This is a genomic window from Serinibacter salmoneus, assembly GCF_002563925.1.
GTDB lineage: Bacteria > Actinomycetota > Actinomycetes > Actinomycetales > Beutenbergiaceae > Serinibacter > Serinibacter salmoneus.
The window spans coordinates 2,273,951-2,287,043 of record NZ_PDJD01000001.1; the positions used below are offsets into that span (position 1 = coordinate 2,273,951).

Here is a 13,093-nt window from a genome sequence, read left to right on the forward strand (position 1 = left end):
ATACCCCCCATCCTCCCCGGTAGGCTAGCGAGTCGGGGGCCGGCGCGGAGACTACGGAGCGCCGCAGGGGACGGCAGGGGGCCGAGATGGATCTCCAGGACTATGTGGGGACACTGCGCAAGTACTGGTGGCTGATCGCCGTCCTGACGGCACTGGGCGGGGTCGCCGGAATCGGGTACGCAGCGACTCAGCAGGAGTCCTATCGCGCATCGGCGCGCACGTTCGTGACCGTGAACGCGGGCAACAGCGTCGGTGAGCTCGTGCAGGGATCCACCTTCGTGGAGAACTCCATCCAGAGCTTCGTCCAGCTCACGGGTCAACCGATCGTCCTCGACCCTGTGATCGAGGCCCTCGACCTGCCGGTGACAGCACGCGCGCTCGGGGCTCAGGTCACGGCGGAGAACCCGCTCAACACGTTCTTCATCGATGTCAGCGTGACCGACAGCGATCCGCAGTTCGCCGCTGATGCCGCGAACGCGATCGTGGAGCAGCTGGCCGTGACCGTGGCGGACCTCTCGCCCTCCACCGACGAGTCGGGGCGCTCGTTCGTGGAACTGACCCCCGTGGCCGAGGCGCCCGTGCCGACCTACTCGATCAGTCGCGGTCCACGCTCCTATGCGGCGCTCGGTGCCGCGGCCGGTCTGGCTCTCGGCGTCCTGGCCGCCCTGCTGAGGCGGCTATTCGACTCCCGGGTGCGCGACTCCGGTCACCTCATCCCGCTCGGCGGGCTGCCCGTCCTGGCCACGATCGACCGCGATCGGGACCCGGAACGCAGCGCCACCACGATGATCACCAGTCCTGACACCACCCGGGCGGAGGGGTTCCGTCGGCTGCAGGCGAACCTGGAGTACCTCGACGAGGACGCGCCCGCGCGCGTGATCGTGGTCTCCTCCGCCACCCAGGGCGAGGGCAAGACGACGCTGTGCACCAATCTGGCGCTCGCGGCCGCGGAGAAGGGCCTGCGTGTGCTCCTGATCGATGCCGACGTCCGCGTCCCCGCGCTGACTGAGCGCCTCGGGCTCCCCGAGGGTGTCGGCCTGACCGGCGTGCTGCAGGGCGCCTCCACGCTGGGGCAGGAGTCCCAGCGCTACCGACGCAACGTGATGCTGCTCGGCGCGGGCGAGGCACCGGTGCACCCCAGTGCGCTTCTCGTCTCCGACGCGATGGACACGCTGCTGCAGGAGGCTCGTTCCCGCTACGACATGGTCATCATCGACTCACCGCCGATCCTGCTCTTCTCCGACACCCCGGTGCTCGCGCGACGCTCCGACGGCATCATCCTGGTGGCACGGCTCGGCCGTCTGCGGCGTGCCCAGGCAGCCGCCGCGGTCGCGGACATCGAAGCTCTCGGCGCACGAGCCCTCGGTTGGGTCGCGATGGGCCGTCCCGGCTCGAAGCGCACCGAGACGGTGCAGTACGGGGACCCCGCGCGGCGAACGATCCCGCGCGCCCTCACGAACCTGCGTCCCGGCCGATGAGGCGCCCCGTCGACTCGGTCGAGAACCCTGTGGGCCGAAGGGTCCTCGTGTATCACCAGGCCCGCACGGCGCACCTGGAGCGCCTGCACGGAGCCGCTGGAACGACCTTGCTGTTCCAACACGCGCGCTACGACTTCCATCCCGAGGCCGCGGCCGGCGCCGACGTTCGTCAGGTCAGCGCGGTACAGGCGTTTCGCCTGATCCTGCAGGGTGCGCCTCGGACGGTGGAGATCACCGAGCCGACCTATTATCCGGGTGTCCGGCTCGCCGCCGCGGTGGTCCTCGCCGCGCGCGCCACCGCCCTGCTGCATCGCCGCCCGCGTCCTCGCGTGGTCACCTACGCGATCGGCAACAGCGACCCGCGAGAGGACTTCCGACCGGTGACGGCACGCGAACGCCTGGGGTACGCGGTGAACCACGCGCTGGCGGGGTTGGTCTGGCGCTCCTGCGACCGCATCGCATTCGGGACCGGTGCCGCCAGCACGCAGTACCGGCGAGTCTTCCGCCGGGCACCGCGTGGTCAGCGTCGCGTCGTCATCCCTGCGCTCCCCGCCCCGTGCCGGTGCGGTCAGCCCGCCCCGAGGGCTCGCCACCTCGTGTTCCTCGGGTCTCTGACACCGCGCAAGGGCTTCGATCTCCTCCTGCGGGCCTGGGCCGAGATCCCCGATCCCGCCGTGCGCCTGACGATCATCGGATCGGGTCCGGGCCTCCGCGACGCGCAGGCTCTCGCCGCGCACGATCCCCGGGTGCGAGTACTGGAGGATCCACCGCGCAAGCGGATCCACCAGGTGCTGCGCAGCGCCGCCGTCCTGGTGCTCCCCTCCCAACGCACCGCCCGCTGGCGCGAGCAGGTCGGGCTACCGATCGTGGAGGCACTCGCGCACGGCAACCGGGTGGTGACCACCGCGGAGACCGGGCTCACGCCCTGGCTGCGCACCCACGGGCACCTGGTGCTCCCCGCCGACGTCGGACCGTCACCGCTGGCGCGTGCCCTGGAATCGGCCCTCGCACATCCCCCCGATCCGCACCGCGTGCTGCGCACGCTGCCCGTGCGCGACGGCCGTCAGGTCGCCGAGGACTGGCTCATCGCGGACGATGAGCCCCGGGACCGGTAGTCGCGCGCGCCCACGACCCTGCCAGGCCGCAGCGCCACGACAGCCAGGGCGATCGCCAGGACCGCCAGCCTCATGCTCGTACTGGCGGGGCTGAAGGCCAGGTCCCAGAAGAAGCGGATCCCGACGTAGGCGAGCAGACCCGACATGGCTCCGGCCCGGAGTGCTCGGTTCACGCCCGAGGCCACGAGCGCACCTGCAACGATGACCGCCGCAAGCCCCGGCAGCCCGAACCAGAGCCAGAAGTCCGCAGCGACCGAGTGGACCTCGACACCGCTGCCGAACATGTAGTTCAGGACGTACCCGTTGTTCGGGTCGTAGCCGATGCCCGCCATGCCTTCCTGCGCGCGATAGACGTCGCCGGCGTTCGCGATGGTGCCCGAGCCCAGTCCCGCGGGATGAGCCCGCAGGAGGGCGAGAGACGCTGCCAGCTCCGGCCTCCCACCCAACAGCAGGGAACCACTGCGTTCGATCTGATCCGCGGTGCGCTGCTGCGTCACCTCGCCGAAGTAACCCTGGAGGAGCGCGAACTGCATGAAGTAGAACAGGGCGATGCCCAGGGCGGCCAGACCGAACAGATTCCCCCACCGTCGACGGGCGCCGACCAGGCGCGGGAGCACGCGGTTCCACGCGAGGATCGCAGCGGCAAGGAACATCATCGAGGCATACGACCGGGAGTCGCTCACCATCCCCACCGCTCCGAGTCCGACCAGCGCCACCACCTGCAGGCTCGCTCGATCGCGACGCATGAGGAGCGCGAGCACGACGACCGTCACCGGCATCGAGAGGCTGAACTTCCACGGGTTGGCGGGATTGATCCCCGCAAGCGGGACAGCCGCGGCCATGCCCAGTCCGTACACGAGGGCGACGGTCGCGGGCGTGAACCTCGCGAGCGCGTACAGCAGCGCACCCAGCCCACCGACGAGGCATGCCAGCATCAGCGACCGCTCCACGATCGAGTACGTGGAGATCGCGTGGGTACTCCTCGCCAGCAGACTCAGCAGCAATCCGCACGCCGCGCTCACCGCGAGCAGACCCATGAGCAGCCGCACCCAGCCGGAGGTCGCGAGCGTGCGCTGCCACAGCGGGAAGAGTGCCAGGGAGGCGAGGGCGCCGAGCGGGGCGTGGTAGAGCAGGCTCACCTGGCTGCCGACCGCGAACACCAGCACGAGGGCGAGCAGACCCTCGGCCCGCGTCCACACCGTGGCCTCGGGCCGTGCCAGACGCGGGCGGCTCGGAGCTGGCGGCGCTGCCGCGGCCAGGCCTGCCGCGATCCGCGCCCCGCCCTCCCCTGCGCCTCTAGTCAAACGATCGTGCCTCGAAGGAGTGCACCAGCACGGAGACCGGGGCGTTGGTCGCGCTCCCGGACAGCGTGGCGTGGACACCGACCGCGCCCGCGTCCTGGAGCTCGGCCGTGTCATCCGTGGCGCTGACCGTCCACTGCTCAGGCTCCTGCGCCGATGCCGGCCAGACCTTCATCCGCACGGTGGTCGGGGCCGTGCCCGAGGTCTCCACGAGCATCATCCACTCCTCGCCCGGTGCCAGGGTGAGCCCCGGCACATTCACCTGGGCCAACGTGGTCTCAGAACCCTGCAGGCGAGACACTGACGCGTTGACGCTCCCGTCCGCCTTCACCCAGGCCTTGCCGCGGTACTGGCTCGACCAGCCGCCGTCGCGCGCCGCGAGCGAGACGTACGTACCGAGACCGTCGCCCAACCGGTCCAGTGAGACCGCGGCCCGCACCTGCGTGTCGAGGCTGGAGACGTCACCGAGGCGGAGTCGAGGGTTCCATCCGGCCTGGAGGACGGCGAGCATGCCGGCTCCTGAGTCGACCTGGTACTGCCCGGCGGACCCGTTGCGGGTCCACTGACCGCCGGTCGCTGCGGCGCCCCAGCCACCGGTCTCGGTGCGCTCGAAGTCGTCGGCCGCCACGAGGAGACCCTGGCCCGGCTCGGGCTCGGGCGCCGCAACGGTCACGGGGATCGTCGCGATCCCGCTCTCCCCTGCGTCGTCCGTCACCGTCAACGTGACGTCGTAGGTGCCAGCCGCCGCGTAACCGTGCTCCACCACCGCGCCGTCCAGGGTCGTGCCGTCACCGAGGTCCCAGGCGTGGGAGACGATCGACCCGTCCTCGTCGCTGGAGCCGGAGCCGTCCAGCGTCACCGTGAGCCCGTCCACGGTGTGTGCCACCTGCGCCACCGGGGCGACGTTGTCGGGCTCGGGGTCCGGCTCGGGGTCCGGGTCGGGGTCCGGCTCCGGGTCCGGGTCCGGCTCCGGGTCGGGGTCCGGGTCGGGGTCGGGGTCCGGGACGATTACGCCGATGGGCGTCACCCGGATCCGGTGCACCTGGACCGCGACGGGGGCGTTGGTCACGCTCCCGAAGAGATAGGCCGCTTGGCCGATGGCCCCGGGATCCTGCAGTGCGGGCGTCGCATCGCTCGCCTGCAACGCCCACGTGGTGGGCTCCTCCTGGCCGTCCGGCCAGACCCGAAGCCGAAGCTGCGTCGGATCGGTGCCCTCGACCTCGAACCGTGCGTGCAGGCGGTCCTGGGCACCGACCGTCACGCCGGCGAGGTTGACCTGAGCCAGAGTGCTCTCCCCGGACTCGAGCCTGGTCAGCGCGAGGTAGACGCTGCCGTTCGCCCGGACCTGGATCTTGGCGCGGTACGCGGAGGACCAGGAGTCCGTCCGGTGCGCCAGGATGTACTGCGCCCCCGAGCCGTCCGCGAGCTTGTCCAGGGAGAAGGTCGTCATCATGGAGGCGTCCTCGAGGTCCACGCCCGGGAGCATCACCCGCGGGTTCCAGCCCGCGGCACCCACGCGGAGCGCGCCCGCGCCGTCACCCACCGAGTACTGCGATCCCGAGCCGTGGTTCGTCCACGCACCCCCGATGTCCGCATCCCCCCATCCGGTCGCGGTCGTACGCTCGAACTCGTCGAGCGCGAGGAAGGCAGGGGCCTGGATCGTGATGTCGCGCGAGGTCGTAGCGGTCGAACCGAGGTCGTCGGTCACGGTGAGGGTGACGGTGTAGGTCCCCGCCGCGGCGTAGGTGTGCTCTGCCGTCTCACCCGTACCTGTGGCGCCGTCACCGAACTCCCAGGCGAATGAGACGATCTCGCCGCCCGGTGCGTGGGAGTCGGATCCGTCCACCGCGAGGGTGAGTGCCGTGGCCTCGGCCACGAACACCGCCTCGGGAGGCACCGCCTCGCGAACGTTCACCGCGCGCGATGCGGTGGCTGTCGCGCCGTCCGCATCGGTCACCGTGAGGGTGATCGTGTACTCCCCCGGGGCGGTATAGACGTGCTGCGCGGTGGCGCCCGTGGCGCCGGTGCCATCCCCGAAGTCCCATGAGTAGGCCGCTACCGCGCCATCCGGGTCGCTCGAGCCGGTCCCGTCCACCGTGACCGCCAGCTCTGCGAGGTCCACCTCGAAGGCTGCCACGGGGAGCTCGTTCGCGATCGTGACCTCGCTCGAGGTCGTTCCGGTGGCTCCCTCGGCGCTGGTGACCGTCAGGCTCACCTGATAGGTGCCGGCGGACGCGTAGGTGTGCTCCACCGATTCTCCCGAGGCCGTCTCGCCGTCACCGAAGGACCACTCCCAGGACTCGATCGTGGAGTCGGCCACCGTGGACGCGCTGCCGTCAGCGCTGAGCGTCCGGCCCTCGAGCGAGAGATCCGCCACCGCCGTGGGGACGGCGGCGGGCTCGCTCCCGGTGGCGCCGAGCGCGTAGTGCCGCAGGGCGTCCGCTTGCGTGAGCTGTCGGTGGTACACGGCGACCTCGTCGATCGACCCGACGAGGTGCCCGCCACCACCCCAGGTGTGGGCACCCCCCGCGCGCCAGTACCCCGAGTAGGACTGGCTCGCGCCCGTGTCGCCGGAGGCGACCTGCTCGCCGTCGACCATCAACCGCACCCCGTCCGGGCCGGTCGTGGCCATGACGTGGTGCCACTCGCCGTCGTTGTAGGACTGGGTGGAACTGACGAGTTGCTCCCCACCGGCAAGCACCCCGAAGCCGACAGTGCCGTCGGGCGCCATCGTGATCTGCCGGTCCGCGAGCACGGGTGTGCCCGTGGGCCGATCAGCGAAGCCCAGGATCGAACCCCCGGTGGTCGACGTCGTGGCGAACCATGCCTCCATCGTCGCGACCTCGGGTGCTTGGAAGCCGAACGAGGAGTAGGCGAGGCCCTCCAGCGGACCCACCCGCACCGAGGTTCCTCCGGTCAGCAGGGGCGAGGACGCCTGACGGGAGAAGGCACCAGACAGCGTGCCGACGTTCCCACTCTCGCCGTGGTCGAGGACCGCCTGGCCACCGGCCTCCTCGAAGCGCCAGTACAGCGTGGGTTCGGCGTCGAACACCGCGGCACCGTAGGCATCCGCCGGTGCCGTGGGCGTGGACGTGCTGCGGCCGGAGGCAAGGAAGTGGTTGCGGACCTCACCTGCGTCCAGCGCGTGGTCGTAGACAGCGACCTCGTCGATGTCCCCCGAGAAGTACCGCTGCTGCGGACTGGACCACCCATTGAGGTTGTCGCCCCCGAGGCGCCAGTACCCGAGATAGACCGCCTGGGCACTGATTCCGCCCTGCGAGGCCACCTTCACGCCGTCGACGTACAGGGCCATCTGCCCATCGCGCAGGGTGGCGACCGCATGGTGCCACGCGCCGTCCTCATAACTCTGGGCCGTGGTGAGGGTGTGCCGGTTGTCCGGGTCCACCCCGAAGACCAGGCGACCGGCCGAGTCCAGGTACAGGTGACGGTCGTAGCGCGAGGACGTCCCCGTGGCCCTGTTCCCGAATCCGAGGATCTTGCCGCCCTGACCCGATGACGTGCGGAACCACGCCTCCAGGGTGAACTGCTGCGGCGCGGACACCGGCTCGCGGGTCGAGGCCAACCCGGAGGTGGAGCCACTGAAGCGGCTGGCGGTATCCGGGTCTGCGGCAATGGCGCCGACCGCTCCGCGGGACACGCCGTTCGCCGCCGTCATGTCCAGCAGTCCCGCCCAGTCGACGACCGTCGCGCCCGAGGCCTCCGAGAGGCGCCAGAACGACGTCGGGGCGTCGTCCAGCACCGTCGTGGCATACGCGCTGCTGGCCACACCCTCGACGGTCACGGACTCCCAGTCCGTGCGGGTCTCGTTCCCCCACGGGTCGGTCACCGTCACGAGGTAGCGGTGGGTGGTCCCGGGGGTCAGCCCGGTATCGGTGAAGCTCATCGTCGGCTGGTCCCAGAACGGAGCCGTCACGGTCTCCTCGTACAGCGGCGTGGAATCGCGCGAGTCGCGGTACACGTGATAGGTCAGCGTGGCGTCGTCACGGTCGATGTTGCCGTCCCAGACCACCTGCACCCGGCCGGCGAGGGTCGAGCGCACATCCAGCGGCCAGGCGCCTCCCTGGTGGCTCGGGCCCACCTCGTTGGGCGCGACGTCCCGGGTCGCGAAGCGCACCAGACCCTGCTGACCGGTGCCGTTGACGGTGGGGAACTCCCCCGCGAACAGGATGTAGTCACCGCTGCCGGTCACCGTCCAGGTTGCCTGGTCCTGACCTGTCGCGGTACCCGGCTGGAATGTGGGGTACCACTCCAGGAACTCCGGGCGCGGTGTGCCGGGGTGGTCGGGGTAGTTGTAGATGTCGGGCGTGTTCACGCCGTAGACCCCGTTGGCCACCGCCGTGCCGTGGTAGAAGGTCCACGGCGACGTCTGCGGGAAGCCACCGCTGTTGCCGCAGTAGTGCTTGTGGCTCGCGATGTAGACCACCTCGCCCTGGGGGTGGATGCCATAACTGTCACCGTGGCAGTCCTCCAACCAGGTCAGTTCACCGGTCTGCCAGTCCGCGGCGAAGGAGCCCTCCACGTTGCCGCTACGGCCGAAGTGCCACCCGGTCCCGTAGAAGGACGTCGAGTCGGAGGCGAGGGAGGCGATCGCCGATCGCGCGCCCGCGTTGCGGACCTCGGAGTTGACCGGGAGCGCCGAGGGTGCGCCCGTCACCGCGTCGAGTCGGGTCAGCCCGTAGCCCAGGCTGCTGGAGCCGTTCACACTGGTGAAGTTCCCCGCCACCACCAGCGATGCGGAGTCAGGCGAGACGGCGATGTCCTGCACCTGGTAGTCGTCGATGCTGACCTGGAAGTCGGCGCGAACGGCACCGGAGGCGGCATCCAGCGCCACGATCCGGTTGCGGTTCACCCCGTTGACGTTGTTGAAAGCGCCTCCGACGTAGACGGTGGGCCCGTTGACCGCGACCGCGGTCGCATAGGTGTTGGTGCCGGCCGAGAACCCGGTGACCTGCCCGGTGGCCGGGTCCAGGCCCACGATCCGGTAGCGGTTGTGGCCGTCCACCTGCGTGAAGTTCCCCACCACGTACAGGGTGGAGCCGTCCTGGGAGATGGCCACGTCGCGGGTCTGTGCGTTGAACGAGGGGGCGAAGCCCTCGATCAGTTCACCGCTCTCGAGGTCGTAGGCGAGCATGTTCGCTCGCGCCGTCTCGTTCGTGCCGGGCGCGGCACCCGCGGGGCGCGCAGAGGTGAAGTTCCCCACCACGTACACGACGTCGCCCACCACGAGCTGGTTCCAGACCACGCCGTTGACCTGGACCGTCGGCAGCGGGTCGGCCGAGACGGCCTGCGGGAGCGCGTCCGCGGCGTCCATGGCCACTCCGGCCTCGATGTCGGCCTGGATGTCGGCTTCGGCCGCGCCGGCCTCGCCTGCTTCAGCGCCCTCGAGCGCCGCCTGACCGATCATCGCCCCGGGCAACGGGGCCGCCACGGCCACCGAGCCCAGCCCGGCGGGCACGGCCAGGCCCACGGCGGTGGCCAGTGCCACCCATGTCTTGCGCACGCGCATTGCTCCCCCTAGCCCCCACACCGCGCGACGGCACCCATGGCACGCCCCCACGGCCCGAATCCGGCGCCCGGTGCGGTCACACCCGTAGCGCCGTACGAAACCTGCCACGCGGAACTCCCGGCGCGACACCACACAGAATAGGGCGATCTCCCGCCCCTGCCTAGCCCTCCCGGCGCGCTGTGCACAATGCGAGACGCGCTCCGCGCCCTGGCACGCCTATGGACTCCCCGATCGGATACACGACGGCGCGATGGAATCTCCCGCGGGAATGCACCATCCGGAATTCAGGCGAGAGACCCCTCGAAGAGCACCACGCGAGAGAGGTCGGCGGAATTCACTTCCACGACCACCTCATCGCGCTCACCCTCCGGAACCCCGAAGACCAGGGCCGCGAGCCCCGACTCCCCCGCCGGGATCCGGGTGGGGAAGGCCTCGATGTCCGGGCCACTGAGCGGCAACGCGGGGATCCGGTCGGATCCGTAGTACACGTTGACCGCGGAGCCTGTCATCGTGATGCTCGCGCCGGTCTCGTTGGTCACCTCGACCACCACCCGGATCGCCGGGCCCGCGACCTCACCGGGGCCGGCCGCCGTTCCCTCGACGGTGCTGATCTGCGTCAGCCGCGCCGTCACCTCACTGGCGAGCTCGGCCGGCTCGTCCAGAGCGACCGGATCCGCCGTGGGTATCACGGTCGGCTCGAGCGTGGGGTCCTCATCCGCCGGCACATCGGCCTCGCCGCCGCCCTCGGGCGACGAGGAGGTCTCCTGCGGCACGTTCTCGCTCGCAGTGCTCGCAGGGCTCGACGACGAGTCGCCCTCCTGTGGGCTCGCCTCGTCCTGGCTCCCGCTCGCTGTCGGCCCCGCCGACTGCACCGGCATCGCCTCGCCGTCCTCGCCGGATCCGCCGCGCGTCGCGAACAGGACAACCGCGCTCACCGCCACGAGCAGGGCCACCAACGCGATGATCCACCGGCGCCGACGCGCAACGACCCGGTCCACCGATGTCTCACTCATGCTTCCCCCCGTGCGATGCGCGTGCCCCCTGCAGCGCATTCGCCCCCCGATGGTACGGCCGCACCGACCCGCCCCTCAAGATTCGCGCTCGCCCTCGCGAGCGCGTCGCACGAGGTCACGCCGCACGTACCAGGCATTGGGGAGCACCTGGCACAGGAGAACCGCGATGCTGGTGGCCCACACGGGGCCGGCTGCGCCGATCGCTGGGATGAACAGGGCGGCGAGCCCGAGGCTGATGGGAACCATGGCGATGATCGGGAGCACCTGGAAGCGAAGACCGCGGGCGTCGGTCATGTACATGCCGAGCGGGTACTTCACCGCCTGGAGCGCCACGAACACCACGAACGCCCCGGCGAGCGATGTGCCGATCTGGATCTGACCGTCCGAGATCAGCATCGTCATCCAGTCCAGCAGGAGCCACAGGAGGCACGCCGCCGCACCGGCGAGGGCCAGGAACACCAGGCTCGCGGGCAGCGGGGACCGGACCCGGCCGTCGGCCCGGGCGCGCGCGTACAGCGGCCACAGAGCCATTCCCCCAGCGGCGACGCTCTGCACCACCAGTCCGAACAGTTGTGAGGCCAGGTTGTACTGCGCGATGTCCTCGGGCGTGGCCAGGTGGGAGAGCATCAGGCGCCCGGTCTGCATCGCGACCGGCAACGCCATCATCTGCAGGAGCATCGGCCACGCCACGTCGACCACACGCACGCCGGGCGCCGTGCGGATCCGCGGCACGTCACGCAGGCCGTCCCCCACGATCGGGTGCAGGAGACGCCCGGCCGCGATCAGGCACACCACCGCCACCACCGCGCTGGCCAGGTAGGAGAACACCGCGACGTACGGACCCATGGGCAGCGCCAGGGCCACCGACGCCGCCACCATGAGCAGCACCAGCGGCGACCCCAGCGCGGAGAACCCGGTCTGCAGCGCGGTGCGCCCGGCGCTGACCAGGAGCCGCTGGCCCACACCCAGCGGCAACGCGAGCGCGAAGACCAGCGCGCACAGCGTGGCCGCGAGCGCCCCGCCCTGGGGCATCAGTCCGTCACCGAGAAGCGCAGGCCACCACCCGAACACCCCGCAGGCGATGGCGCCGAGGGCGATCACGGCCGCCGAGGTGAACAGGATCCGGAAGGCCGAGGTGATCGTGCGCACGACGCGGGGGTCTCGGCGCGGATGCCTGGACTCCGCGATCACGTTCACCAGGACGGCGGCGACCCCGAGGTCGGCGAACGGGATCAGCGACGGCAGTGTGGCAAGAACCCCGTACTGGGCGTACGCATCGATCCCGTAGTGCTGGATGATCAGGCGACTGGTCACCATGCCGGCGACCCCCGCGATCGCCATGCCGATGACCTTCACCGCCGCCGTGGAGGAGACCTGCCGCGCCGCCGAGCCACGCCGACGCTCCTCCCGCAACTGCCGCCTGGTGGGGTGGGCCTCGGAGGTCGCTGTGGGGGCGTGCGGGGAGTGCGCCGCGCGATCGGTCACCATCCCCACTCCCACCGCTGCCTCGATAGGCTCGACCCGGTCGACGCAGGGGGCGTCGCACCAGGGGGGACCTCACCATGACCGCACCGCGCCGGCGCGAGCCGCGCCTCGCAGGACACCGCGAGATCCGTGTGCTGCAGCCGTTCCGGATGATCCGGCCGACGACCAACCCGTACATCGTGATGCTCGATCGTGCGCTGCGCGAGACCCCCGGGATCCGGGTGGCGACCTTCTCCTACCGCCGTGCGTTCCTGGGAGGCTACGACGTCGTGCACCTGCACTGGCCCGAGACGCTCCTGGAGGGCCGAACCACCCCGCGACGCCTGGCTCGCCTTCTGCTGGCGCACCTGTACCTGCTGCGCCTGCGGCTGGGGCGGGTGGCCGTGGTCCGCACGGTGCACAATCTCGACCTGCCCTCCGGGCTCTGGCCCGCGCAGATCGCCTACCTGCGCGGCTTGGAGCGGCTGACCGCCGTGCGGGTGCACCTGAACGAGCAGACCGGCGCCGCGGGCGAGGACGTGGAGATGGTCCCGCACGGCCACTACCGGGACTGGTTCGCCGGCATGCCGACCTCGACGGCGACGCCCGGCCGGATCGGGTTCGTCGGCCTGGTGCGTGGCTACAAGAACGTGACCGGACTCGTCGCTGCCTTCCGCGAGGCCACCGGCAACCGGGTGGCCGATGACGGGGAGCTGAGCCTTCAGGTCTGCGGCAAGGCCTCCAACACCGACCTCGAGCGCGACCTGCGCCGAGCTGTCGGCGACATGGAGAACGTGGACCTCGACCTGCGGTTCCTGACGGAGGAGGAACTGGCGATCGCCGTCACCGGCTGCGAGCTCCTGGTACTCCCCTACCGGCACATGCACAACTCCGGTGTGGCGCTCACGGCGCTCTCCCTGAACCGGCCCGTACTCGTGCCGCGCAACCCCACCACGCTGGCGTTGCAGCGTGAGGTCGGCGATCGATGGGTGCACACGTTCACCGGGGAGATCGACGGCGCGGACCTGCTCGCCGCGTTGCGCACCGTACGGGCCGCACCCGGTGGCGCGCCCGATCTGAGCGCGAGGAACTGGGATCTCGCCGGCCGTGCACACCGCCGGGCCTATCTGCGTGCGCTGCGCAGTCGGCACCGTCGGGTGCGGCGGGGTCGCACCGCGGCGTGATCCCGTGCGCG

Annotated in this window: 7 protein-coding genes; 3 read left to right on the forward strand and 4 right to left on the reverse strand. The window is 70.9% G+C overall.

Annotated features, from left to right (window positions below):
• Window positions 1-86 precede the first annotated feature (86 nt).
• Together ATL40_RS10165 and ATL40_RS10170 are read left to right on the forward strand one after the other, a co-directional pair.
• Window positions 87-1,478, forward strand: coding sequence for a tyrosine-protein kinase domain-containing protein (locus ATL40_RS10165; protein ID WP_098469435.1), 1,392 nt, complete (start codon window positions 87-89; stop codon window positions 1,476-1,478).
• Between the two features lie 47 nt (window positions 1,479-1,525).
• Complete coding sequence (locus tag ATL40_RS10170) at window positions 1,526-2,593, forward strand: glycosyltransferase family 4 protein (protein WP_169925939.1); 1,068 nt, start codon at window positions 1,526-1,528, stop codon at window positions 2,591-2,593.
• On the opposite strand, the gene ATL40_RS10175 is transcribed toward ATL40_RS10170, so the two are convergent.
• From ATL40_RS10175 to ATL40_RS10190, 4 genes are all read right to left on the reverse strand, one after another.
• On the reverse strand, window positions 2,542-3,897 hold the full coding sequence (locus ATL40_RS10175; RefSeq protein ID WP_143556935.1) for a hypothetical protein: 1,356 nt from the start codon (window positions 3,895-3,897) through the stop codon (window positions 2,542-2,544). The genes ATL40_RS10170 and ATL40_RS10175 overlap by 52 nt on opposite strands.
• A complete protein-coding gene (locus ATL40_RS10180) occupies window positions 3,890-9,415 on the reverse strand; it encodes a PKD domain-containing protein (RefSeq protein ID WP_143556936.1) in 5,526 nt (1,841 codons plus the stop codon). Before ATL40_RS10180 ends, ATL40_RS10175 begins: the two co-directional genes overlap by 8 nt.
• 290 nt (window positions 9,416-9,705) lie before the next feature.
• The gene (locus tag ATL40_RS10185) at window positions 9,706-10,434 is read right to left on the reverse strand and encodes a hypothetical protein (RefSeq protein ID WP_143556937.1); all 729 of its coding nucleotides are present in this window, start codon (window positions 10,432-10,434) and stop codon (window positions 9,706-9,708) included.
• 75 nt (window positions 10,435-10,509) lie between these two features.
• On the reverse strand, window positions 10,510-11,922 hold the full coding sequence (locus ATL40_RS10190; protein WP_143556938.1) for a lipopolysaccharide biosynthesis protein: 1,413 nt from the start codon (window positions 11,920-11,922) through the stop codon (window positions 10,510-10,512).
• Window positions 11,923-11,996: 74 nt separating this feature from the next.
• Here ATL40_RS10190 and ATL40_RS10195 point away from each other — a divergent pair, with 74 nt between their 5' ends.
• On the forward strand, window positions 11,997-13,082 hold the full coding sequence (locus tag ATL40_RS10195) for a glycosyltransferase family protein (protein ID WP_098469440.1): 1,086 nt from the start codon (window positions 11,997-11,999) through the stop codon (window positions 13,080-13,082).
• Window positions 13,083-13,093: the final 11 nt, after the last annotated feature.

Coding starts and splice junctions, on each gene's coding strand:
- ATL40_RS10195 (WP_098469440.1), top strand. CDS start 11,997: ATGACCGCACCGCGCCGGCGCGAGCCGCGCCTCGCAGGACACCGCGAG.
- ATL40_RS10185 (WP_143556937.1), bottom strand. CDS start 10,434: ATGAGTGAGACATCGGTGGACCGGGTCGTTGCGCGTCGGCGCCGGTGG.
- ATL40_RS10190 (WP_143556938.1), bottom strand. CDS start 11,922: ATGGTGACCGATCGCGCGGCGCACTCCCCGCACGCCCCCACAGCGACC.
- ATL40_RS10165 (WP_098469435.1), top strand. CDS start 87: ATGGATCTCCAGGACTATGTGGGGACACTGCGCAAGTACTGGTGGCTG.